Source organism: Catenuloplanes indicus (assembly GCF_030813715.1).
Lineage (GTDB): Bacteria > Actinomycetota > Actinomycetes > Mycobacteriales > Micromonosporaceae > Catenuloplanes > Catenuloplanes indicus.
Genome location: NZ_JAUSUZ010000001.1, coordinates 1,041,431 through 1,063,918, shown reverse-complemented (window position 1 = coordinate 1,063,918; position 22,488 = coordinate 1,041,431). Strand labels below are relative to the sequence as shown.

15 protein-coding genes and 1 pseudogene are annotated in these 22,488 nt (G+C 72.8%); 9 read left to right on the top strand and 7 right to left on the bottom strand.

Annotation, left to right across the window (positions count from 1 at the left end; translation table 11 throughout):
* Positions 1–397: 397 nt before the first annotated feature.
* A complete protein-coding gene (locus tag J2S42_RS05085; protein ID WP_307235689.1) occupies positions 398–2,590 on the bottom strand; it encodes an LLM class flavin-dependent oxidoreductase in 2,193 nt (730 codons plus the stop codon).
* An 80-nt stretch (positions 2,591–2,670) separates the two neighbouring features.
* Here J2S42_RS05085 and J2S42_RS05080 point away from each other — a divergent pair, with 80 nt between their 5' ends.
* Positions 2,671–2,916, top strand: a complete 246-nt coding sequence (locus J2S42_RS05080; RefSeq protein ID WP_307235687.1) for a winged helix-turn-helix transcriptional regulator — start codon at positions 2,671–2,673, stop codon at positions 2,914–2,916.
* 1 nt (position 2,917) lies between these two features.
* Here the strand turns inward: J2S42_RS05080 and J2S42_RS05075 are convergent, their stop codons facing one another.
* A complete protein-coding gene (locus J2S42_RS05075) occupies positions 2,918–3,211 on the bottom strand; it encodes a hypothetical protein (RefSeq protein WP_307235685.1) in 294 nt (97 codons plus the stop codon).
* 215 nt (positions 3,212–3,426) lie between these two features.
* Here J2S42_RS05075 and J2S42_RS05070 point away from each other — a divergent pair, with 215 nt between their 5' ends.
* Entirely contained in the window at positions 3,427–6,108 is a 2,682-nt protein-coding gene (locus J2S42_RS05070; RefSeq protein WP_307235683.1) for an AAA family ATPase, read from the top strand.
* Here J2S42_RS05070 and J2S42_RS05065 read toward each other — a convergent pair.
* Entirely contained in the window at positions 6,077–6,670 is a 594-nt protein-coding gene (locus J2S42_RS05065) for a sigma-70 family RNA polymerase sigma factor (protein WP_307235681.1), read from the bottom strand. The two genes, J2S42_RS05070 and J2S42_RS05065, sit on opposite strands and share 32 nt — an antisense overlap.
* A gap of 154 nt (positions 6,671–6,824) precedes the next feature.
* Between J2S42_RS05065 and J2S42_RS05060 the strand changes: the two genes are divergently transcribed.
* From J2S42_RS05060 to J2S42_RS05035, 6 genes are all read left to right on the top strand, one after another.
* Positions 6,825–7,058, top strand: coding sequence for a helix-turn-helix domain-containing protein (locus J2S42_RS05060; protein ID WP_307235679.1), 234 nt, complete (start codon positions 6,825–6,827; stop codon positions 7,056–7,058).
* 202 nt (positions 7,059–7,260) lie between these two features.
* The gene (locus J2S42_RS05055) at positions 7,261–8,235 is read left to right on the top strand and encodes an alpha/beta hydrolase (RefSeq protein WP_307235677.1); all 975 of its coding nucleotides are present in this window, start codon (positions 7,261–7,263) and stop codon (positions 8,233–8,235) included.
* Between the two features lie 1,131 nt (positions 8,236–9,366).
* Positions 9,367–10,083 (top strand): discoidin domain-containing protein, encoded by a 717-nt coding sequence (locus J2S42_RS05050; protein WP_307235675.1) that lies wholly within the window; start codon positions 9,367–9,369, stop codon positions 10,081–10,083.
* 58 nt (positions 10,084–10,141) lie between these two features.
* Positions 10,142–10,825, top strand: a complete 684-nt coding sequence (locus tag J2S42_RS05045; protein WP_307235673.1) for an alpha/beta hydrolase — start codon at positions 10,142–10,144, stop codon at positions 10,823–10,825.
* A gap of 11 nt (positions 10,826–10,836) precedes the next feature.
* Positions 10,837–12,447 carry a CocE/NonD family hydrolase gene (locus tag J2S42_RS05040; RefSeq protein ID WP_307248626.1) on the top strand — a complete coding sequence of 537 codons (1,611 nt, stop codon included), beginning with the start codon at positions 10,837–10,839 and terminating at the stop codon, positions 12,445–12,447.
* Between the two features lie 9 nt (positions 12,448–12,456).
* Positions 12,457–13,035, top strand: a complete 579-nt coding sequence (locus J2S42_RS05035; protein WP_307235671.1) for a TIGR03086 family metal-binding protein — start codon at positions 12,457–12,459, stop codon at positions 13,033–13,035.
* Between the two features lie 51 nt (positions 13,036–13,086).
* Here the strand turns inward: J2S42_RS05035 and J2S42_RS05030 are convergent, their stop codons facing one another.
* Together J2S42_RS05030 and J2S42_RS05025 are read right to left on the bottom strand one after the other, a co-directional pair.
* Entirely contained in the window at positions 13,087–13,974 is an 888-nt protein-coding gene (locus J2S42_RS05030) for an SDR family oxidoreductase (RefSeq protein ID WP_307235669.1), read from the bottom strand.
* Entirely contained in the window at positions 13,974–14,708 is a 735-nt protein-coding gene (locus J2S42_RS05025) for an SDR family oxidoreductase (RefSeq protein ID WP_307235667.1), read from the bottom strand. Before J2S42_RS05025 ends, J2S42_RS05030 begins: the two co-directional genes overlap by 1 nt.
* Positions 14,709–14,912: 204 nt before the next feature.
* Here J2S42_RS05025 and J2S42_RS05020 point away from each other — a divergent pair.
* Positions 14,913–15,416, top strand: a pseudogene (locus J2S42_RS05020) (hypothetical protein); the annotation flags it as partial.
* Between the two features lie 191 nt (positions 15,417–15,607).
* Here J2S42_RS05020 and J2S42_RS05015 read toward each other — a convergent pair.
* Both J2S42_RS05015 and J2S42_RS05010 read right to left on the bottom strand, forming a co-directional pair.
* Complete coding sequence (locus J2S42_RS05015) at positions 15,608–16,153, bottom strand: hypothetical protein (protein ID WP_307235665.1); 546 nt, start codon at positions 16,151–16,153, stop codon at positions 15,608–15,610.
* A 7-nt stretch (positions 16,154–16,160) separates the two neighbouring features.
* On the bottom strand, positions 16,161–22,346 hold the full coding sequence (locus J2S42_RS05010) for an RHS repeat domain-containing protein (RefSeq protein WP_307235663.1): 6,186 nt from the start codon (positions 22,344–22,346) through the stop codon (positions 16,161–16,163).
* Positions 22,347–22,488 lie beyond the last annotated feature (142 nt).

Here is a 22,488-nt window from a genome sequence, read left to right as displayed (position 1 = left end):
GAAAGCGTGAAACTCTCGTACGACGGGTTCCGTTGCCCGCCGGCCGGGATCCGGGTCCCCGCGAACGCGGCCGTGCACCCGCGCCGCGCCGCCTCCCGCAGCCGGGCCGTGAGCAGCGCGCCCTGTGCCCCCGGCCGCGCTGCGCGGGCCGTGCGGCCGCGCCGTGCATCGAGGCGTGCGTGCCGTGCACGCCGGGCGTGCGGCGGCCACCACCAGGCCGGCGGCGAGCGCCCTGCCGTACAGATCTCGCATCTCCGCCAAGCCCTGCGCCGGTACGGTCACGGCGGCGTCCGCGTCCGCCGGGGGCGGTCCGCGTCACCGACAGCGCGGTGGGTCCCGGGTGGACCGGCTCGCGAGGGTGCGGCCGGCCCTGTGGACGCCGCATGCCGGTCGCGTGTCAGGGGACCGGGGTGATCGCGAAGTTGTCGCGGAACAGGCCGGCCGGGTCCCACTCGCGCTTCAGGCCGCGGAGCCGGTGCAGGTGCGCGGGCGGGAAGGCGCGGGCGAGCGCGTCCGGGCCGGTGTCGGTCTCGAAGCTGAGATAGGTGCCCTCGAAGCCGGTGGCGAGGCGCCGCCACGCGTCGTCGTAGCCGGGCGTGCCGCCGCCGAGCGCGGCGATCAGGAAGTTGGCGTCGCGCCACGCGTACGCGGTGGCGTCCGCGGCGGTGTCGGCGACCGCACCGCCGGCCGACCGGATGGAGAGCGCGAACCGGCCGTCCGAGGCGAGCAGGCCGGCGATCGCCTCGCCGGTGCCGCGGGTGAGGTGGCGCACGAGCCCGGCGTGCGAGACCGGCTCGTGTCGGCCGTGCGGCGCCGGGCCTTCCGGAGCGCCGGTGAGCAGCGCGTGGTACGGCACGAGCCGGACCGACCGGTCGGCGAGCGGCGCCAGGCCCAGCAGCGGGGTCAGCCGCTGGACGACCTCGTCCTGATCGTCGGAGCCGACGACGACCAGCGCCTGCATCACGGCCGGCAGACCCCGCGGCGCCGGACCTGCCATCAGCGTGCCGGTGACGCTCGGGTGCGCGCGCTCGATCGCGCGTCCCCAGCGGTGCAGGAACGCCGCGACGTCGTCCGGGACGAACGTCAGCATCGCGAAGCCCACCCGGTCCGGCACCGGGTGCGCGTCGATCTCGAAGGAGACCGCGACGCCGAAGTTCGCGCCGGCGCCGCGCATCGCCCAGAACAGGCCGGGATTCTCCTCGGCACTGGCGCGGACCAGCTCGCCGCCGGCGGTCACGACCTCGACCGCGCGAAGGTGGTCGATGGTCAGTCCGTGCTGCCGGACGAACCAGCCGATGCCGCCGGTGGTCGCCAGCCCGCCGACGCCCACGCCACCGTGGTCGCCGGCGGTGATCGCGAGCCGGTGCGGGGCGAGCCGGCGCGCGACCTCGCCCCACCGGGCACCGGGACCGAGCCGGACGCGGCGGTCGTCCAACGGAGTGATGTCGGTGAACGCGTCGAGCGCGAGCACGATGCCGCCGTTGTTGAGCGACCGTCCGGACAGCCCGTGCCCGCCGCTGAGCAGGCCCAGCGGGACGTCGCGGTGCCGGGCGGCGTACCGGACGGCGTCCTGCACCTCGGCGATCGTCCGCGGGCGCAGCACCAGGCCCGGGCGCGCGGCGCGGAAGTAGCCGGCGGTGTGGCGGTGGTGCCCGCGGTCGACCGGTGTCAGCGCCCGCGCCGCCAGCGTGGCCGGCACCTGCTCGCCGCCGAAGACGACGGTCCGGCGTGCGGTGCCGGCGCCCGCGCGGGCCTCGGCGACGCGTTCCCGGATCTCCGCGGCCATGGTCGTGGCGAATCGCTGCAACGTGTCCGGATCGTCGGCGGCCAGGATGAACACGCTCACGCCGTCCTCGGCGGCAGCGCGGGCGAGGTCGGCGGCGGTGTCCGCGGGCGTGACGTTCAGCAGGCGGGTGATGTCCTTGGGATCACGGCCCGCCGCGGTCGCTGCCGCGTCGATGACCCGGTTGCCGCGCGCGAGATCGCCGGCCTCGAGCGCGGGCGAGCTCGGCAGCCAGCCGTCCGCCTTCGCCCCGATGATCCGCTGCATCCGCGGCTTGTACGCACCCAGCCAGATCGGGACGTGGTGCGCCGGGGACGGGCCGCGCCGCAGTCCGTCGACCCGGTAGAACCGGCCGTCCACGCGCAGCGGCCCGGGGTCGTCGCCGGCCCAGATGCCGCGGATCACGTCGAGCGCCTCGTCCAGCGCGCTCACCGCCTGGCCGATGGTGCGGCGCGGGCCGCCCATCGCAGCGACCGCGTCCGGTAACCCGCCCGCGCCGAGCCCGAGCACGGCCCGGCCGCCGCTGAGCAGGTCCAAACTCGCCACGGCCCTGGCGAGTACGGCCGGCGGGCGCAGCGGCAGGTTCAGCACGTTGCCGGCGACGTGGATCCGGGACGTGCGCGCGGCCACCCAGGTCAGCAGCGTCCAGGTGTCCAGGAAACCGGCCTGGTACGGATGGTCCTGGAACGTGACCACGTCCAGTCCCAGGTCCTCGCTCAGGACCGAGAGGCCGGCCGCGTGCTGCGGCGCGGCGTTGACGGGCGTGACGAAGCTGCCGAAGCGCAGCTCGTGACCATAGTCGGGCATGACGTCATGCTCGCTGGGGCGGATCGCAGGCGACAAACGACCGGTAACCCACTTGCGATCAGTAAGTGACTGGATCGAGGATGCAGTGGATCCACAGTGGCGAGGCCGAGTGCCGCCGCGCCAGCCGGGCCCTGGAGGTCGTCGGGCAGCGGTGGTCGCCCGGCATCCTGATCGCGCTGGCCCGCGGCACGGAGCGGTTCACCGAGATCGCGGCCTCGGTCGCCGGCATCTCCGCGCGCATGCTGAGTGTCCGCACTGCAGCAGCTCGAGACCGCCGGGCTGGTCCGCCGCACGGTCGTGCCCACCACGCCGGCGGGGCGCCGTAGCTCAGGCGATGAAGTGGATCACGGTGTACGCCTCGTAGAGCGCGCCGATCACCAGCAGCACGATGACCCAGACGTAGAGCTTCGCGGTGGCGGCCAGGCCGTTGACGTATCCGGCGCGGCGGTGGGGCAGCCCGAAGCGACGGGGCTGGAGGAACCGGCGCGCGTGCACCCAGGCCGCGAAGCCCACCAGAACGTACGCGGCGCCCTCGATGAACAGCGTGCCGTAGTGGAACAGGTAGGACGAGTCGGGCTGGCCGACCGGTGTGAACAGCACGCCCCAGGAGAACCCGCGCACCAGCGTGATGACGACGCCGAGGAACGGTAGGACGAGGGTCGGCAGCGGGGCTTTCTCGCACCGCGCCGATCACCTATCTTTTGGATCGTCTGCCTAGGCCAAAACTGCCTACGACGAGGTGTGTGGTGCGCAGCGTGACGAGTCAATCACGGTCTATTTCATCCGCGGCGCGACGCGTTGCGTCCCTGAGACGTGGGCCAATTACTGTTCCTGTCATGCCGACGTTCCTCTCTCATGATCACTACCTGGTCGGCCGGCGCGACGAGGAGCGCCAGCTCGACGAGCTGATCCGGGACGTGCTGGCGGGCCGTGGCGGCGCGCTCGTCCTCCGCGGTGAGGCGGGCATCGGCAAGAGCGCGCTGCTGGCTTACGCCGCGGACGCGGTGCCGGGCACGCAGACCGTGCGCGCGTCCGGCTCGGAGTTCGAGCAGGAACTGCCCTACGCCGGACTGCACCAGCTGTGTCTGCCACTGCTGCCCGACCTGGACGACCTGCCGCCCCGGCACCGCGACGCGCTGCGGTCGGCCTTCGGTCTCGCCGGCGGCACGCCGGATCCGTTCCAGGTCGGCATGGCCGCGCTCGGGCTCCTGGCGGCCGCGGCCCGGCGCCGGCCGCTGCTGTGCCTGATCGACGACGCTGCGTGGCTGGACGAGGCGTCGTCGAAGATCATGATGTTTCTCGCCCGGCGGATCACGGCGGATCCGATCGGCATGCTGTTCGCGGTGCGCTCCGGGCAGGAGCCGGACAGCTTCGAAAAATTGCCTGGTCTTCTGGTCCGCGGCCTCCCCGACGAGGACGCCCGCGCGTTGCTCGCCGCGCACCGCCCGTTCCCGCTCGACGACCAGGTGCGCGACCGGCTGGTCGCCGAGGCGCAGGGCAATCCGCTCGCGCTGCTCGAACTGCCCCGGGCCGGTGGCTTCGCACCGCCGGACGCCTCGTCGGTGCCGGCCCGCGTCGAGCACGGGTACCGGGCCAGGCTGGCCGGGCTGTCCGCACCGGCCCGCCTGCTGCTCACCGCCGCGAGTGCGGACCCGACCGGCGATCCCGGCCTGCTCTGGGAGACGGCCCGCCTGCTCGACATCGACGTGACCGCGGCCGGTGCCGAGGTCTCCGCGACCGGGCTCGCCGACTTCGGGCTGCGCATCCGCTTCTGCCACCCGCTGGCCCGGTCGGCGGTGTACCGCGCCGCCACCCCGGCCGACCGCCAGGCCGTGCACGGCGCGCTGGCCGCGGCCACCGACCCGGAGATCGCGCCGGACCGGCGGGCCTGGCACCACGCGCAGTCCGTCACCGGGCCGGACGACTGGGTCGCGGCCGAACTGGAGTGGTGCGCCTCGCGCGCCCAGGCCCGTGGCGGCGTCGCGGCGGCGGCCGCGTTCCTGGAACGCGCGGTGGAACTGTCGGCGCATCCCGGGCGCCGGATCGACCGGACGCTGGCCGCCGGCCAGGCGCACCTGGACGCGGGCCTGACCGAGGCGGCGATGAACCTGCTGAACACGCTGGAGCACGCCGCGCTGGACGAACAGCAGCAGGCCCACGTCGAGCTGCTCCAGGGCCGCGCGGCCTTCACGCTGTACCGGGACGGCCGCGGCCCGGAACTGATGACCCGGGCCGCGCGCCGGCTTGCCGCCATCGACGCGGAGCAGGCCCGGCACGCCTTCGTGGACGCGGTGGAGATGAGCCTGTTCGCCGGCCAGGGCGGCGACATCATCCACCGGGTGGTGGCCGCGGCCCGGCTCGCGCCGCCGTCGGCCGCGCCGGACCTGCTCGACGCACTGATCGCCCTGGTCGACCGCGGCTTCCCGGCCGCGACGCCGCTGCTGCGCCGCACGCTCTTCGACGGCGACGAGCCGTACTGGACCAGGCGCCCGGCGCTGGCGTCGCTGATCGCCTTCGAGCTGTGGGACCAGGACGCGTACCGCGAGATCACCGAATGGCTGGTCAAACGCGGCCGGCAGTCGGGATCGCCGTCGGTGCTGCAGCTGGGCTTGGCACAGGAGGCCGGCGGCGCCGTGACCGAGGGCGACATCGGGCGCGCGATCGCCGCGTCCGCCGAGGAGGTCGCGGTCGCCGACGCGGCCGGTGTCCCGTCCCTGCTGAACCACCGGCTGTACCTGGCCGCGATCCGCGGCCGGCGCGACGAGTTCGCGCGGCTGGTGCGGGCCGCCGTGGCCGTGCAGGGGCCGGGGCGGATCACGAATCTGGACACCGCGACCGCGACCCTGCACAACGGGCTGGCCGACTACCCGGCGGCGCTGGCCGCGGCGCGGAAGGCGGTCGAGAACGGCGGCATCATCCTCACCGGCCCGGCCCTGCCGGAACTCGTCGAGGCGGCCGTCAACTGCGGCGAGCCGGACACCGCGGCTACGGCGCTGGCGTCGCTGACCGCACGCACCGAGGCCAGCGGCACCGCCGCCGGCCTGGGCATCGCCGCGTACGCCCGCGGGCTGGTCACCGGCGACGAGCACCAATTCCGGGACGCGATCGAGCTGCTCACCGACGGCGGACTGGTCTCACCGCTGGGCCGGGCGCATCTGCTGTACGGGGAGTGGCTGTGCCGCGCGGGACGCCATGACGAATGCCGCGAGCAGCTGCGCACCGCGCACCACCTGCTGTCCCGGTCCGGCCACGAGGGATTCGCCCAGCGGGCCGCCGACGGGCTGTCCCGGCTCGGCGAACCGGTCCGGCCCCGGCTGGAGGAGCCGTACGAGCAGCTGACCATGCAGGAACTCGCGGTCGCCCGGCTGGTCGCCGCCGGTGCCACGTCGCGTGAGGTGGCCGGCCAGCTGTACATCAGCAAACGGACCGTCGACGCGCACCTGCGCAACATCTTCCGCAAACTCGGCCTCACCTCGCGCCGTCAGCTCAAGGATCACGCCGGGCTGCTCCAGGAGTGACCGCGCGCCGGCCCCGGGCGGCACGCTCCTGGTGCGGCTCGGCCAGCGACGCGCGAAGCGCGCGCAGCGCGTAGTACAGACGGGACTTGACCGTGCCGAGCGGCACGCCGAGCCGGTCCGCGGTCTCCTGCATGGGCCGGTCCAGCAGGTACACCTCAATCAGCACGGCACGCAGCCGGTCCGGCAGCTGCGCGACCGCGTCGCGGACCTGCCAGCTGGTCATCATGCGGTCGATCGCGTCGTACCGCGTCGGCTCCCCGGCGCCGGCCTCCCGCGCCGCCGAGGCCCGCCGTAGGGCGCGGATATGGTCGAAAGCCAGATTCCGGGCCACGGTGTAGAGCCATTGCGACCGCCAGGTGCCGTCCGGGCCACGGGCGTCAGGGTGCCGCCAGGCACGTACCGCGGTCTCCTGGAGCACGTCCTCCACCAGGTGCCGGTCACCGTTGAGCAGCCGCATCAGCCGCCGGTGCAGCCACGGCCGGTGCTCCTCGTAGAGGGAACGCAGCCGTGCGTCCTCGCACGCCGGGTCGTCGTCGGTGGCGGTCAGCCGGTCGTCGTGCATCAGGGAGTCCGAACCTAGGGCAGTCGGGTGGCGAATCAACCGCCATCGTCTGCCGTGCCGGGACGAGCGGCGTCGGCAATTGGTGCCTAAATACGCCGGGTGCATCCGACGGCTACCTCGCGTCAGTCCGCTCCGGTTCCGCGTCCTGCGGGCGATGCGCGAGCACGGCCTGCCCGCCCCGGGACGGGCCGAGACGCTGGCCGACAGCGACCGGCTGCTGGCCGCGCTGGTCGCGGACGGGCTCACCGACCGCCAGCCCGCCGCCGCCACGCGGAGCACCGAGAAGGGCATCGAGGGCCGCCTGTCCCGGTTGTTCCTGCGCACCGGTCACCGCTCCCGGGTGGAGCTGGCCGCCGCGGTGCTGACCGGCGAGTTCCGGACCGGCTGACGGCCGTGCGGGTTCGTCGCGTCCGGAAATGCTGGGCACGAGTTGCCTATGCCCAATTTAGGTAATGGTTTCGGTATGCGGCGACGGTGCCCAGGGTGAGAATGGTGCCGCGGTTCGCGCGGCCCCTGACGGGTCGCCGACATTCCGTACCTGAACATGACGAGGCTCTGCCTTCATCCCTACTCAGCGGAGCTGTTTCCTGATGAGTCTTCGAATCACCCGGCTATTTCGCATCCTGGGTAGCGCGATCGCCATTCTTCTGGTGGCCGTCCTGCTGGCGGTGGTCGCGGTCCTCACCTGGCCGCTCGACGGCGGCGACCTGCACCCGGCCGGGCAGCGGCTCACCTTCGCCGACGCGCGCGCCAGGATCGACGGGAAGATCGCGGCGGACGCGGCCGACCCGGGGATCCTGCCGGAGTGCCGGTCGCTGTCGCTGATCCACGAGGTCCGTCCGGCGGCGCGGTCGGTGCTCCTGCTGTACGGGTTCACCGCCTGCCCGGCGCAGTTCGCCGAGCTGGCGAGGACGTTCCACGACCAGGGATACAACGTGTACGTGCCGCTGGCACCCCGGCACGGGTACGCCGACCGCACCGCGTTGGGCGGGCTGCGCGCGCAGGACCTCGCCACGTACGCCTCCGACGCGCTCGACGTGGCCGGCGCGCTCGGCGCGGAGGCCGGCGTGGTGGGCCTGTCCGGTGGCGGCATGCTGACGACCCGGCTGGTCACCGAGCGGCCGGACGACGTGCGCCGGCTACTGGTGATCTCGCCGTTCTACCGGCCGGGCCCGGACCGGGCCGCGCCGATCCTGATCCGGCCGCTGGCGGTGCTGTACGGCCTGCGGGTGCTGCCCGACCGGGTCGACGAGAAGAACATGTCGTTCACCGCGCTCGCCCAGTACGTGCGGCTCACCGAGACGCTCGACGTCGGCCGTACCGGCGGCAACCTGGCCTCTATCGCGGTGGTGACCAGCGTCAACGACTCGCTGATCGGCCTGGGGCGGGCCGTGTCGATACCGCGGGCCGTCGCGCAGGCGCGCGGCCTGTCGCTGGCCACGCACGAGTTCCCGGCCGAGGCCGGCCTGCCGCACGATCTCGTCGAGCCGGACGACATCGGCGCGGCCAAGGACGACGCCTACCGGCTCTATCTGCGGCTGTACGAGGGCCGTTCCGCGTCATAGCGCTGTCGTGCGGACAAGCTGTCCGACGTTTCTTCCGCCGGCGGAAGAATGCGTCCGGCGGACGTGGACAGGTAGTATCGGCACGTTTCCGGGATGCCGTATGAATACCCCGGTGCGGCATATTTCTCTCAGCACTGAAACGCCGTCGAAAGGGAACACGTCATGAGCGGCGACTTCACCGGGATCGACAGTGGAGTGACCGAGCCGGACACCGGCGACACCGACTGGTGCGAGGCCCGGGAACTGCACGCCCAATTCCTCCAGCCGCGTCGGTCGCCACGACGACCTACCGGTGTCCGGCGGCGCGAACAGGCCGCACGGCGGCAAGCCGATCGGCCCGGTGGGGGAAGTCCACCGACATTGACCCTGCCGCGGCTCGCGGGCCTGCGCCGGCGGTCCGGCTGATATCACTGTCGGGTTCGGCCGCCTCGTACCGAGGCGGGGTTCGGCGGAGGGGCATCAGCGGCGTGATCGGTCGACGGTTCGTCGTTTCCCGGCTGCCGGCCGGGGAGGACCTCCGCCCGCTGACCGCCGCCGGCCGGACGGACCGCTGAGACGGTGTTCCGCGTCGCCGCTGTCCCCGGGTCCACCGGGCGGGAGAAAGAAGACCATGGCAAACCCTGACCACGGTACGGGTACGGACGACGACCGCAGCCCAGCCGTGCACGGGGCCGGTGGCACCGGTCCCCGGGAAGCGGCCGACAGCGGTGCCTACCGCCGGGGTCCGCAGGCCGGCGGCGCACAGCGGCCGCGTCCCGCGGACGGCGGTGCGGCGCGACCCACGGTGCAGCGCGCGGTCGCGCTGACCGGGCTGTCGTCGTACCCCGTGGCCGCGGACCCCTCGCCCTCGGGCGCGAACCCGTCATGGGACGCGCCGCCCGCGGAGGCGCTGTTCGCGCCGCCCGCCGCCGGGCCGGCGGCCGCCGGTCACGTCGGTGAGCCACGACCGCTCCACCGCGACGCCCTCGCGGACCCCCCGGAACCCGAGCCGGTCTTCGCGCCGCCCGGCCCGGAACCCGCCGACGCGAGTCTCACCGGCGCGGGCCCCGTCGACGAGGACCCCGCCGGGTCACCGGCGCACACCGGGCCGGCCGAGGCTCCCGCACCGCGTACCGGCGCGCGGTTCCGGCCGTGGCTCGTCCCGCTCGTGCTGGCCGGCGTCGTCGGGATCGGGGCGGTCGTGCTGGGCACCCGGATTCCCGGCGAGGGGACCACGACCGCGCCGCGGGCCACCCCGGTGCCGGAGCAGGGCACCGTGGTCACGCTCGGCCCGCCGGCGCCCGCACCGTCGGCCGGTTCGCCCGGCGGCACACCCCCGGCCGGCACGCCGTCCCCGGCCGCCATCGGTCCATCGTCTGCCGCACCCGCGTCCGGCGCCGTCACCGGTGCCCCTGCCCCGACTGCTCCCGCCGGCACGGCCCGCCGCCGTCCGCCCCGGCCCCGGCCGGCAAGCCGAATCCGGCCGGGGCGAACCTGGCGCTCGGCCGGCCCGCGACTGCGTCCAGTGTGGAGGACGGCCGCTGGGGCGCCGGCCTGGCCGTCGACGGCGACGCGACCACGCGGTGGAGCAGCGCCTTCGCCGACCCGCAGTGGCTCACCGTCGACCTCGGTGACACCTGGTCGCTCACCACGGTGAACATCCTCTGGCAGAGTGCCCACGCGACCGCCTACCACGTGGACGTCTCCACCGACGGCAGCTCCTGGCGCACCGTCCACACCGACTCCGCCGCGACCGGCGGCGAGGTGACGATACCGACGGCCGGCGCGGCCGCCCGTTACGTCCGGGTCCTCGGCACCGCCCGCAACGGTGGCTACGGGTACTCGATCCTGGAGCTGCGGGTGTTCTAGACCCGCCGCGGACCTGCTTGCGCACCCCTCCGACAGCACGAGAGAACGGGCACCACCCATGAGCGACGTCATCATCCTGCACGGGGCCTGGCATCAGCCGGCCCACTACGACGGACTTGCCGCGCGGCTGCGCGCCGGTGGCGACACCGTGCACGTACCCGACATCGGTGGGCTGCCGCCGGCCGAGGCGACCGGGACGGCGCAGGCCCTGGTCGACGCCGCGACGGAGCCGCCGCTGGTGCTGGCGCATTCGTTCGGCGGCGTGACCGCCGGCCACCTCGACCGGGTCGGGGCCTTCGTCTTCCTGCACGCGTGGGTGCTGGACGTGGGGGAGACCCCGCAGCGCCTGATCGAGAAGGCGGTCGCGGAGACCGGTGCGCCGCCGGTGCTGCTGCCGACCACGCCGGAGCCGGACGGGCGGCTCAGCCTGGAGCCGCGGGGCGCGCGGGCCGGCCTGTACGCGGACTGCACCGAGGACGACACCCGGCGTGCCGTGGCCCTGCTCCGGCCGGAGTCGCCGGCCATCTTCGGGGCGGAGGCACGCCGGGCCGCGTGGACCGGCACGCCGTCGGCCTACGTGGACGGCACGGCCGACCTGTCGATCATGCCGGCGTTGCGGTCGCTGTTCGCGAGCCGGTGCACGACCGTCACCTCGCTGCCCACCAGCCACTCCTCGTACCTCAGCGCACCGGACGAGATCGTCCGCATCTGCCGGGCGGCCCGCACCGGGAGCGGTCGTTGATCGGCGAGTCCATGGCGGCGGCGGTGGCGATGGCGCTCCGGCTGCCGCGCGCGACCGGGCGGCGGATCGTGGTGCGGCGGGACCTGTCCGTGCGTGCCCGGGACGGCGTGATCCTGCGGACCGACCACTACTCGCCGGGCCACCGGGCACCGGCGGTGCTGATGCGCACGCCGTACGGGCGGGACGCGGTGACCGGGCTGATCGGCCGGCTGCTGGCCGAGCGCGGTCTGCACGTGCTGGTGCAGTTCTGCCGGGGCACGAACGGGTCCGGCGGCCGCTTCGAGCCGCTGGCCCACGAGCGCGCCGACGGGCTGGACACGCTGGACTGGCTGCGCCGGCAACCCTGGTACGCCGGACGTCTCGGGCTGGTCGGCGCCAGCTATCAGGGGATGGCGACCTGGGCGCTGGCCACGGAGGAGATTCCCGAGCTGGCCGCGGTGGTCGTGGCGGTCTCCACCGCCGGCATCCGTGACCTGATCTACGCGGGCGAGTCGTTCTCCCTGGACACGGTGCTGACCTGGGCGGAGCTGATGGAGACGCAGACCGTACCGTGGCTGCCCCGGCGGGTCGAACTGGTGCGCGGCCAGCCCCGGCTGGCGGCCGGGTTCGGGCACCTGCCGCTGGCGGCGGCGGACCGGGTGGCGACCGGCCGGACCGTGCCGTTCTACCAGGAGTGGCTGACCGAGCACGCGGCCGGCGCGGACTACTGGCGGGGCCGGGACTTCGGCGAACGGCTGGCCGGCCTGACCGTACCGGTGGCGATGGTGGCCGCCTGGCAGGACATCTTTCTGCCCGGCCAGCTCGCGGACTTCGAGGCGCTGCGCCGCGCCGGCCGCCGGCCGAGCCTGACGATCGGTCCGTGGACGCACAGCGCGCCCGGCGTGTTCGCGGCCGCGCTGCGCGTCGGCGTACCGTTCATGGTCAAGCACCTGCTCGATCCCGCGGCCGTGCCGGACGGGCGGGTCGACATCACGCTGACCGGCGCGGACGGGCGCCGCGACAGGTGGCCGCCGCGGACCCGGGACACCGCGTTCTACCTCCAGCCGGACCGCGGGCTGGCGACCGTGCCGGCGCCGGCCGGGCCGCCGGACACGTTCCGGTACGACCCGGCCGACCCGACCCCGTCGCTCGGCGGGCCGCTGCTGGTGGAGAGCCGGGCCGGGGTGAAGGACAACCGTGAGCTGGAGGCGCGGCCGGACGTGCTCACCTACACCAGCGCGCCGCTGGACCGCGACGTCACCGCGATCGGCACGCCGTCCGCGGAGATCTGGCAGAGCAGCTCCGTGCCGTACCACGACGTGTTCGTCCGGATCTGCGACGTCGACCCGGCCGGGGTGTCCCGCAACGTGTGCGACGGACTCACCCGGGTGGAGGGCGACGGCGTCCACCCGGTCACGGTCCGGATGTGGCCGATCGGGCACGTGTTCCGCGCCGGTCACCGGGTGCGAGTGCAGGTCAGCGGCGGCGCCCACCCGCGCTGGGCGCGCAACCCGGGCACCGGCGAGCCGCTCGGCGCCGCGGTCGGCATGCGCGCGGGGGAGCGGGCGGTCTTCCACGACGGGGAGCGGCGATCCGCGGTGCACCTGCCGATCGAAGAGAGTGATTACGATGCATTTGAGTAGGATTGCGCCATGATTCTTCGCATTCTCGACGATCTGGCGCGGGTGGCGGCCGGAAACACGCCGGAGCAGCTCACGCTGCCGACGCCGGCCGGCGACTTCGACGTGTGGGCGGTCCGGCGGCACCTCACCGGCGGCCTGTCCTATTTCGAGTCCGCGTTCCGCGACCCGGACGCCGAGGAGCGGGGCGCCGACCCGCACGGTTACGCCGGGCCGGACGATCTGGACGCCGTCATACCGCGGCTGTCGGCCACGCTGCGCTCCGCCCTGGACGCCGGTGTATCGACGACGATCGTGCACGTGCCGCACCTGGGCGGCTCGTTCCCCGGCGCCACGGTGGTGGACATGCTGCTCATCGAGGCGGTCACGCACGGCTGGGACCTGGCCCGCGCCACCGGGCAGCGCTGGCAGCCGGACGACGGCACCTGCGAGCACGCGCTCGCGTTCTACCGCCAGGTGATCAAGCCGGAGTGGCGCGGGCCGGGCATGGCGTTCGGCCCGGAGTTCCCGGTCGCGCCGGACGCGCCGGTGCTGGACCGGCTCGTCGCGTTCGCCGGCCGCGACCCGCACTGGTCCCCGAAGACCGCGTGACGCCGCCGGCCGGCTTCGGGGACACCGGGGAGCCCCGAAGCCGGCGTGCGCTCAGGTCGCCGGGCGGAGCAGGTCCTCGAAGCCGAGCGTGCGGTAGAAGTCGCGGCGGATGCGGTCGCCGACGCGGAAGACCTCCTCGGCGCCGTCCTGCGCCGGGTCGATGTAGACCCGGAACGGGCGCCGGCCCTTCGGCAGGTCCACCAGCGCGGCGACCTGCCGGGCCACCTCGCCCGGGTCCGCGTCCGCCGGTGACAGCCCGGCCTGCCGCGCCAGCAGGGCGTCCATGTCGCCGTACAGCTGGTCGTACTCCTTGGCGGTCGTCTCGTCGCCCGGGTGACCGGCGTGCGCGTAGTGGTTCGTGCCGGTGGTGAACGAGCCCGGCACCACGATCGTCGAGTCGATCCCGAACCGCGCGACCTCGGCCGCGATGCTGACCGCGAGCGAGTCCTCGGCCGCCTTCGCGGCGAAGTACGGGCCGAGCCACGGGGGCGTGCCGCCGCGCGCGCTGGACGAGCCGATCCACACCAGCAGGCCGTCGCGCTGCCGGCGCATGTGCGGCAGGACCGCGCGGTTGACCCGCTGGGTGGACAGCACGTTGGTGTCGTAGATCGCGGCGATCTGCTCCACGGTGAACGCCTCGACCGGTCCGAGCGTCATGTGCCCGGCGTTGTGCACGACCACGTCGACGCCGCCCCGCTCCGCCACGACCCGCGCGACCGCGGCGTCGACCGACGCCTGGTCGGACACATCAAGGTCAATTGCCTGCGCCGGTACGCCGTGCGCGCCCGACCACTCGGCCAGCTCGGCCACGGCCGGCGCGTTGCGTCCGGTGGTCTCCCGCATACCGGCGTAGACGACGTGGCCCGCGCCGGCCAGCGCCCGGGTGATCATCGCGCCGAATCCGCTCGACGCGCCGGTGACGATGACGGTCCTGCTCATCAGATGACTCCTCCGTTGACGAAGACGGTCTGGCCGTTGACCCAGCGGGCCGGCCCGGCCAGGAACGCGACGGCCTCGGCGGCGTCGGCGGGCTCGCCCAGCCGCTCCAGCGGCGCGGCCTTGGACATCTGGTCGATGACCTCCTGCGGCTTGCCCTTGAAGAAGAACGGCGTGGCGGTCGGGCCAGGCGCGACCGCGTTGACCGTGACGTCCCGGCCGCGCAGTTCCTTGGCCAGGATCGGGGTCAGCGCCTCGACCGCGGCCTTACTGGCGGCGTACCCGGCGTAGGTCGGCAGCGCCAGCTTCCGGACCGTCGTCGCGAAATTGATCAGTGCACCGCCGGCGCGCAGCCGCCGGGCCGCCTCCTGGCTGACCAGGAACGCGCCGCGTACGTTGAGCCGCAGCATCCGGTCGAGGTCGTCGACGTCCAGCTCGGTCACCGGCTTGAGGATCATGACGCCGGCCGTGTTGACCACCACGTCCACGCCGCCGAACTGCTGCTCGACCGCGTCGAACAGCTCCCGTACCCGCTCCGGCTCGGTGACGTCGGCCTGGAGCGTCACGGCCGAGCCGCCGGCGCCGGCGATCTCCTTGGCCACCTCCTCCGCGGGCGCCGGGTTCCCGGCGTAGTGCACCACGACGGTCATGCCGTCCGCGGCGAGCCGGGTGGCCACCACCCGGCCGATGCCACCGGACCCACCGGTGACCAGGGCTATGCGGGTCTTGCCGCTCATGCCGTTCCTCCTGTGCGAAAAGCGGCAGCCGATCGGCTGTCCGGGACCGATATCCCCACGCCCGGAGCGCGATCCGCGCCAGATCTTGCGGCAACCCCTCCGCTTATTGCGGAAAGCGTCAACGGGACAGCGCGAAGGCGGGACTGACCGCCGGCAGCGGCCGGTGGATGGCCGGAGCGGGGCTGCTACGCCGGTTCGGCAGACGCGCTGCGTACCGCGCTGCTGGCCGGCTTCCCGGCCGGGCGTCTCGTGCTGTGCGGCGGCGGCACCACGTCGCTGACCCCGCTCGAGGCCGCGTTCGCCTGCGGCGCCGCGGTCGTGGCCGGTTCGGCCGCCGAGGTCGCCGCGATCGCGGGCCGTGCACCGGCCGGCCAGCGCGTGCATCTGCGCGTTCTGCCGTCCACCGCGGACCCGCGCCGCCGCCGGTACGGCGTGCGGCTGGGCTCCTCGTCCGCGCTCGCCGCCGCCCGCGCGGTCGTGGACGCCCCCACCCTGGTGCTGGCCGGCCTGGACTGCGCAATCGGGCATCAGCTCAGCCGCTTCCGGGTGTTCGAGGCGTGCCTGCGGGAGGCGATGGCGTTCGCCGCGGTGCTCCGCTCCCGGCTGCACGTGCCGGTCCCGGCCGTCAACCTCGGCGGCGGTCACGCGGTCGCCTGCGCCGGCCGGGACACGGACTTCGCGCTGGCCGCGTTCGCGCCGGTGACGTGAGCGTGTCCGGCCGGCCGGACCGCTGCCAGCGGTGGGCACCCCGGCCGAGCAGCGCGGCGAGCGCGATGAGCAGCGTGCCGTGCCACGGCGACGCCTCGGCCACCGTCCCGGCCAGCAAGCCGGCGAACACCAGTGCGCCGGTGACCGCACTGCCCGCGCAGGCCCGCCAGTCCGTCAGGAACACCGTGTGCTCAGTGGCCGTAGAAGGCGTAGACGTACGCCAGGTACGTCCCGTTCGCGGTCTGCTGTGCCACCACGTCGACCGAGTACGGCAGCCCGCCCTGGAAGAGATGGACCCGGCGGCCGGGGTCTGCCTTCCAGCCGAACTCACGCGCCGGGTCGGCGCTCATCCACTCCGGCGCGGTCTGCGGAACCTTCTCCGGCCGGTCGGTGATCCGCCTCTCGCCCAGCACATCGGCATAGTCGTTGAGCGTCAGGAAGGTGTCGAGGCAGTCGACCGGCCCGGACAGCCGTAGATGAACGCGGATGTGCTCCCGGTCCGGGTGCAACGCGTAGCGGAGTTCGCCGTTACGCAGGCAATCCGGCACCTCGATACCGGCCTCGGCGAGACCGGCATCGAGCGTGATGCCGCCGTCATCCCCCGGATAGGCCCGTGGGTCGGCCGGGCGGCCGAACGGTCCCACGGTCACCAGCAGCGCCGTGACGGCGGCTAGAACAGCCGCACCGGTGGCGACCCACCAACGGTGTTTCCGGACCGTCGTCACGGCGCTGGACATGCTTCTCCTACCAGCCGTACTGCGGCGAATTCACGCCGACCACGGCGAACTCACGGGCGATGCCGATGCCGGCCGCCTTCGACGCTCCGTCGAAGGTGACGACCTTCATCAGCGCCTCGCCCTCGTCGAAGTTCCACGCCTTGTACGCGGACACCGTATAGTTCCCCGAAGTCTTCCATCCCTTGTTGACCGGGTCGATGTAGGCGGTCACCGTTCCGCGCAGCTGGTAGGTGAACCCGCGGTAGCCGAAGTACAGATCCGCGCTGCGCTCCTCCTCGAAGGACGTCGCCGCCCAGCCGGTGTCGAAGGTGTAGACACACGGCGGCGCCGCACACTTGTAGATGCCGGCCTTGGCGACCTCGTCGATCGACTGCTGCACCGACTCGCTGAACTCCGGTGCCGCCATCAGGTCCTTGATGTCGACCGTCCAGTCCTCGCCGCTGCCCTCCGCGTAGTGATGCATCAGCGGGCAGGAGAGGCTGGTGTCCTTGCCGACCGCGCTGCCCAGCCAACAGGCGAGCGCCTTCCATTCCCGGACGCCGTCCTCCGCCTGCCCCTTGACGCTGCACGCGGCGACGTTCACGTCTGCTCCGCAGAGCTGCACCAGCCGGTCCAGCGACAGGTAGGAGTAGTCCGTGTCATCGACGGGACAGCCGTAGGAGCCGTTGTAGCTGCCGTTGAGGTCGGCGCCGGCGCTCTGGCACGACAGTGTGGTGGTCTTCGGGCAGGCGCTGCCCTCGCAGCCGGACTTGTTCTCCGGCTTCCCGCAGAGCGAGGCGGAGCACGGCGGCGGGTCGAAGTAGTCGGTCCGCAGCCCGGTCGGATCGGACGAGGTGACCGGACTGTTGTTGGCGTAGGCGTACCCGTGCCATTGCTGTGGATCCTCCAGGTCCATGATCGGGTCGACGGAGATGAACCGGCCCAGGGCCGGGTCGTACTCGCGTGCCCCGATGTGGGTCAGACCGGTCGGATCGAGGTCCCCGCCGACGAAGCCCTTGCCGTTCGGCCAGGTCACCGCGGCGCCACGCGTCCCGCTGTACGGGCTCTGCCGCCGGATCGACACGGTCTGCGGGCCGGCCGTGACGGAGACGCCCTGGGTGCCCTGGTGATCGTTGTACAGCCAGGTGAGCCCGGCGATCTGATCGGTGGTGCGGGATGCGACCGTCTGGCCGCCGAAGCTGTAGTAGCGGGTGGCGACCTTGGCGCCGTCCGGCTGCAGACGGACCTCCATGCCGGGCAGGTACAGCGTTCGGCCGGTGCCGTCCCGGCGGATCAGCCGGGTGCCCTCGGTGTCGTACACGTACGAGGTGGTGGTGTTCCCCTCGACGGTGCGTTGCACGCGGTTCTCGGCGTCCCAGGTGACGGCTTGTGTGCCGGTCACGCCGGGCCGGCTGATCGTGTTGCCCGCGGCGTCGTATCCGTAGGTGCGGTCGGCCGGCGCCGCGACGCCGGAGGTGACGGTGCGGGTGCTCGCTACCGAGTGCGGGCGGACCGAGTCCGCCCCGGACGGCGGGACCGCGTAGGTGGTGGTGGAGGTGCCGGCTGCGGCGCGCTGCGTCTCGGTCGTCCGGTTACCGATCGAGTCGAACGTCCACTCGGTCCAGTACGGCGCCGGGCCGCCCAGGCCGGCCGTGCTCGGTGCGGTGCCGCAGGGCACACCGGACTTCGGCGTCCATGCCGCGGTGAGGCGCTTGACGGTGTCGTAGGTGAAACACTGCGTGTCGGCCGCGCCGGTCGCCGGTGTGTCCGCGATCCGCTCGATGTTGCCGGCCGGGTCCCACTGGTACGTGCTGTCCACGACCGTGCGGGCGCCGGTCTCGGTGAGCACCTTGGTGCCCTTGAAACGGCGGGTCCCGTCATCCCAGTACGAGTTCGTGCTCTCGACGTACACACCGGTGGCGAACATGCGCTGGGACAGGGTCGGTTCGCCGAACGCGGTGTACTCCTGTTTCGTGACGTAGCTGCCGGTACCGCCCGCGAGGTTGCTGACCAGCGTCACCGGCAGGCCGGAAACGGTGTCGTAGGTGGTGGTCACCTTCTCCGTGGTGAGACTGCCCGCCGCCGGATAGGTGATGGCGGTCGGCGTGCCGTCCTCCGCCGCGTACTGGTAGGCGAACAGGTACGACCCGCCGAGCGAGCCCTCGGCGGCCGCCGGGATGACGTAGTCCACCGAGGTCGGCTGGTAGCGGGTGTTGAAGCCGAGCACCGAGGTCCGGTACGCGTTGCCGTTGTCGTACCGGACCGACTGTGTCAGTACGCCGCGCAGCGTCGGACCGCCGTTCGGGATCTTGTCGTAGATCCATTCGGCGCGCTTGGCGCCGTTGGCCGAGTCGTCGAAGAGCCCGGTCTTCCGGCCGAGCGAGTCGTAGGAGTAGGCCAGCACCTCGCCGCGCGCGTCCGTGGTACTGACCACGTCGTCGTACGCGTTGTAGGCCGTGGTCGTCAGGCCGTGGTCGGGGTCGGTGGCGGTCACCTTGCGGCCCTTGATGTCGTATCCGTACGTCCACGCGTTACCGGCCGGGTCGGTCACCTTCACCAGGCGGCTCTTGCGGTCGTAGGTGTATGTCGTGGCCACGTACGCGCCGGCGATGCCGGCGGCGGTCGTGTGCTGCCGTAGTTCGATGGTTCGGCCCTGGAGGTCCGTGAGCGTCGTGGTCGGCGTCCCGCCGCGAGCGGGCGTCACCGTGGTGCGGTCGCCGCCGTAGCCGGTGTGGCTGCGCCACTTCTCCACCAGATTCGTCCTGTCGTCACCGGAGAGGAAGATGCTGTCGGTGGCGCGCCCGCTGAGGTCGTAGACCGTGCGGGTGACCGACGGGATCGACCATTCCGGGTCCCCCCAGTGCACGCCGGAGGGCGCGTCCTTCTCCAGATGGGAGCCATAGGCGGCGCTGACCCGGCCCCACTCGTCGTAGAGCGTGTCGGAGACCACCCGGCCAGTGCCGCTGGCCGGGGCGGTCTGGGTCTGCCGGGCCCGGAGGAAACCGTCGACGATGTCGTACGAGACCAGGTAGTTGCCCGACGAGTTCAGCGTCTCCGTCCTCGTGTACGGGTACGCGTTCCGATCGGCGGCGTAGGTGTAGGTGTACCGCGCGGACGGCTTGCTCGGATCCGCCCAGCCGGCCTCCCAGACCGCCGACACCCGGCCGAGCGCGTCGTACCGGGCGGTGGAGACCCGCCCGTTGGGGTCCGCCGTGCTCGTCGTCGTGCCCCACCAGGGGCTCTTCGCGACCGTGGTCGACCATTTCAGCGCGTTCGTGCTCTTCACCGACGTGACCGGCCCACCCTTCGCCGGCGTGTACTCGATCGTCGTGACGTTGCCTCGCGCGTCGGTCGTGGTGGTGGCTCGGCCGGACTCGTCGATGGTGCTCGCGCTGACCGTCTGCCACTGGGTGCCGGCCACGGTCCAGCCGCTCATCGACTCGGTTCTGGTGACCGTGCCGCGGGTGGGCAGCGTGCCGAAGTCACCCGCGCCGTCGTAGTAGCTGCGTACGTCCGACACGATGTCGTCCGGTGTGGCGACCTTCCGGTCACAGGGCAGCGCCGTGGTCGTGACCTGCTTCGGCAGGCTCACGATGTGCCGTTCGGTGTTGCGGTGGTACGCGGTGACCGTGCAGGTCTCGTCGCCGGTGACCGCCAGGTCGCCGTCGTCCTGCACCTGGATCACCGTGCCGTGGACGCCCTCGCGCGTCGTCTCGGTCCGTCCGGTCCGCCAGCCCGTGCCGACGGCCTCGCCCCGGTAGCTGACCCGGGTGCCGGTGAAACGGGCGTGCACGGTGTCCTTGTTGATGGTCCGGGAGGCGGTCGGGTCGGACCGCCAGGGCACGTTCACCGTGGTGGAGACCGGCTTGTCCGTGGTGCCGTTGTAGACGGTCGTCTCCCGGACCGCGCCGGCGAAGGCCTCCTCGTCGGTGACGTCCTCACCGAGGCTCGCCTTGGAAACCCTGCCGTCGAGGCCGCGCAGGTACGTGGTGCGGCTCAACGTCTTCGCCGCGCCGCTGCCGACACGCGTGTCGACCGTCTCGTAACCCCGGAACTGGTTCCAGGTCCGCCGCTTCGGCTTGGTGAAGCCGTCGTCGTCGGCGTAGGCCCAGTACGGGTCACCGTGGTAGGTGTACGTGGTGACGATGGACGGCGACCGGTGGTCGTCGATCGGCGTGTCGTTCTCGATCACCTTGGTGACGAGGTACTTGTGCCACCATTCGGTGATGTCCGGACCGTCCGCGTCGTAGGGGTCGGGTCCGATCACCGGGTAGCAGCGCCTCGTGTTGTCCTGTGGCGACGAGGGCAGATCGCCGGTCCTGCAGTCTGGCAGCGTGTACTCGATATCGGTGAACGCGCCGGTCTCCGTGGTGATCCGGGTGAGCCGCTGCCACGAGTTGGACTGGTTCGTGGAGGTGAGCACCCGGTTCGGCATCGGGGTCGCGTCGAACGTGACCGGCGGCATCGTGATCGCGTCGCCGACCAGGCCGGTCTTCACGATCGAGTCCAGCCACAGGCCGGCGCTGCTGCCGTCGTGCGGGTCCGGGAACGTGTGGGTGAAGGTCCAGGACGTGACCGGCTGCCACGCCGCGGGGCTGACCGCGGTGTTCCAGACCTGGGTGGTGATCTTCCCGAGCCGCTTCGTCGACCAGAACGTGGGGGAGTAGTTCGTGCCGCAGGAGGTCGCGTCCAGCGCGCACTCGGCCTCCCAGGGTACGTCCGGCCACTGGTTCGGATCGTGGGTGTTGCAGGAGGACAAGCATCGATCCTCGGTCTTGAACGTCACCTGCGCGGCCGGCGTGACCGAGCGGTCGCCGGCGCCGCGGTCCCAGGTGCCGTAGTCGATCCGGGTCAGCGTGCCGCCGCGGACGTAGTCGACGGTCTTGCTGCTGGTGGCGAGGGTGGCGTACTGGTTGCGCTCCGGCTCGTACCAGTAGGAGGAGGTGTTGCCGTGCGGGTCGACGATGTAGTCGAGGTTCCACCGCCATGCCTGGTCGCACACCGAGTCGGCGAACGTGGCCCGGTGGCATTTCTCGCCGGAGTGGTTGCCGTAGACCGGCACGGTGTAGACCGACTTGGTGGTGTCGGCCTGTCCGGGCAGGACGTTGCGCCCGAAGAAGTACTGGGTCCCGTCGGTGCCGGTCAACTTCCAGTATTCGTTGTCGTTGTCGCCGTTGGTGGTGTCGTCGAGGCGCTCGATCTTCCAGCCGGCCTCAGAACGGCCGTGCCAGCCCTTGCCCTTCTCATGGATCAGCTCGGTCGAGCTGCCCTGGAAGCTGACCGTCGCGTTGTCGGTGCGCCAGCACAGGTCGCCGGTCACGGTGGATTCGCCGTTGTTCGCGCCGTCATCGGTGTCCTCCGAGCAGCCGATGTACTGCCGCTCGATGAAGCCGGTCTCCATACCGAAGCCCTCGCCGAGCCAGGACGGCTGGTTGTTCGACGCCGAGGTACGTCCGTCCACGCTGGCCGACGAGTAGTCCAGTTGCAGGACCGGCTGCGGGCCCGCATGCACCGGCGGCGTGTCCATGCCGTACGACCAGGTGAAGCCACCCGAGTTCCCGCCGGCGCTCCAGGTGGAACTGGCGGCCAGCGAGGTGACGGTGAAATCCCCGGACGGGCCGTCCGGGGCGGCCGCGACCATGAGGAGCGTGCCGGTGGTACGTGCGGGGGCGGTGTCGCCGGCCAGCTCGGCGCGGCTGTTCGCGGGCCGGTTGGTGCCGGTCGGCTGGACCGTCGCCGCAGCGGTCACCGTGCCGGTCGCCGGGTCGTTGACCGAGTCGAGTGCGACCGGGGAGCAGCCCGGCCGGTCCGGCGTGGTCAGCGCACACTCCGGGAGCCGCCAGAGGCGCAGGCGGGACCCCCAGTCCGCGCCGTACGCGTGTGCGAAGGAACGGTAGTCCACCGCGACCTCGGCTGTGCCGGTGGCAGTGGCATGCTTGCCGCCGACGCGCAGTACCACGCCGTCCCTCAGCGGTTCCGGCACCGCCTGCCGGTCGAGCACCTCGACGCCGACGCTGGCCGGGAGCGCGTCGTCCGCCCGGGACAGTGACACCGGAAGCCCCGCGGCGGTCACCGTACTCGCGCCGGACGCGGGCACGACGGCGGTGGTCGCGCCGGCGCCGGGCCAGACCGGGTCGGGCAGATCCACCGAGCTCGTGTCGCGCACCGGGATGCCGCCCGGCAACGCCTCCGCGCCGGTTCTGCTGATCGCCACCCGCTGTCCCTCGAGATGCGCCTGCGCCGGGGCAGGCTGCGCGGCGGCGGGGAATGCCGGCAGTAGTGCGCTCACGGCGGCCGCCATGGCCACTGCCAGTAGGCGGGCCGGCCGGCTCGTGAGCCGGCCGGGGGCCATGGAA

Bases quoted from the DNA above. Each gene is read 5' to 3' on its own strand.
- J2S42_RS05085 (WP_307235689.1), bottom strand. From the start codon at position 2,590: ATGCCCGACTATGGTCACGAGCTGCGCTTCGGCAGCTTCGTCACGCCC.
- J2S42_RS05080 (WP_307235687.1), top strand. From the start codon at position 2,671: ATGCAGTGGATCCACAGTGGCGAGGCCGAGTGCCGCCGCGCCAGCCGG.
- J2S42_RS05070 (WP_307235683.1), top strand. From the start codon at position 3,427: ATGCCGACGTTCCTCTCTCATGATCACTACCTGGTCGGCCGGCGCGAC.
- J2S42_RS05065 (WP_307235681.1), bottom strand. From the start codon at position 6,670: ATGCACGACGACCGGCTGACCGCCACCGACGACGACCCGGCGTGCGAG.
- J2S42_RS05060 (WP_307235679.1), top strand. From the start codon at position 6,825: ATGCGCGAGCACGGCCTGCCCGCCCCGGGACGGGCCGAGACGCTGGCC.
- J2S42_RS05055 (WP_307235677.1), top strand. From the start codon at position 7,261: ATGAGTCTTCGAATCACCCGGCTATTTCGCATCCTGGGTAGCGCGATC.
- J2S42_RS05045 (WP_307235673.1), top strand. From the start codon at position 10,142: ATGAGCGACGTCATCATCCTGCACGGGGCCTGGCATCAGCCGGCCCAC.
- J2S42_RS05040 (WP_307248626.1), top strand. From the start codon at position 10,837: ATGGCGGCGGCGGTGGCGATGGCGCTCCGGCTGCCGCGCGCGACCGGG.
- J2S42_RS05035 (WP_307235671.1), top strand. From the start codon at position 12,457: ATGATTCTTCGCATTCTCGACGATCTGGCGCGGGTGGCGGCCGGAAAC.
- J2S42_RS05030 (WP_307235669.1), bottom strand. From the start codon at position 13,974: ATGAGCAGGACCGTCATCGTCACCGGCGCGTCGAGCGGATTCGGCGCG.
- J2S42_RS05025 (WP_307235667.1), bottom strand. From the start codon at position 14,708: ATGAGCGGCAAGACCCGCATAGCCCTGGTCACCGGTGGGTCCGGTGGC.
- J2S42_RS05015 (WP_307235665.1), bottom strand. From the start codon at position 16,153: ATGTCCAGCGCCGTGACGACGGTCCGGAAACACCGTTGGTGGGTCGCC.